Below are 528 nucleotides of genomic sequence, written 5' to 3' on the forward strand. Positions count from 1 at the left end.
ATGCCGGTAGGAGGCATGGGACGACGCGGCGCGGCCGCCGGCTACGTCAACAAATACGGGTTCCGCTACAGCGTGCTAACCCGCCCACCCTCGGCCGGATAAGCGGCGGAATCAGGCATGTACTCCCTCACCTTTATCCGCGACCGGATTTTATCCCCGGGCTCTACACGGGTACGCCCGGCCGCATCGCGAACACACCCGGGCGGGCGTAGCCGACGTTTCCTCGCCTCGCGCCATTCCGGCAGCTCGTACCGGCAATCCGGCCCGAACTACATGTGGCCGGCCAGTGCCGAGCGACTGGCATCGATTCCCGGCGCGGAGCCGCGCCGAAAAGTCACTGTTCCGGCGACCGGCTCTCCCGCGGTCGCCAGCGCATTACCGTCATTCACTACCCGAATCTTCGATTCGGGCATCACAGGTTAAGGGGCGCTTTCGTGGTGGATTATGGGTCGTTTCCGCCGGAGTTCAATTCGGCGCGGATTTACGCGGGTCCGGGGTCGGGTTCGTTTGTGGCTGCGGCGTCGGCGT

The 528-nt window shown here is 65.2% G+C and carries 2 protein-coding genes; both read left to right on the forward strand.

Annotation, left to right across the window (positions count from 1 at the left end; genetic code table 11):
- A partial coding sequence (locus OQ789_RS25745; protein ID WP_324689215.1) for a PPE family protein, SVP subgroup occupies positions 1-102 on the forward strand: 102 nt, incomplete at its 5' end.
- 332 nt (positions 103-434) lie between these two features.
- Positions 435-528, forward strand: a 94-nt coding sequence (locus OQ789_RS25750; protein WP_324689242.1) for a PPE domain-containing protein, incomplete at its 3' end; no start/stop codon positions are given.

Source organism: Mycobacterium sp. 94-17 (assembly GCF_035617725.1).
Lineage (GTDB): Bacteria > Actinomycetota > Actinomycetes > Mycobacteriales > Mycobacteriaceae > Mycobacterium.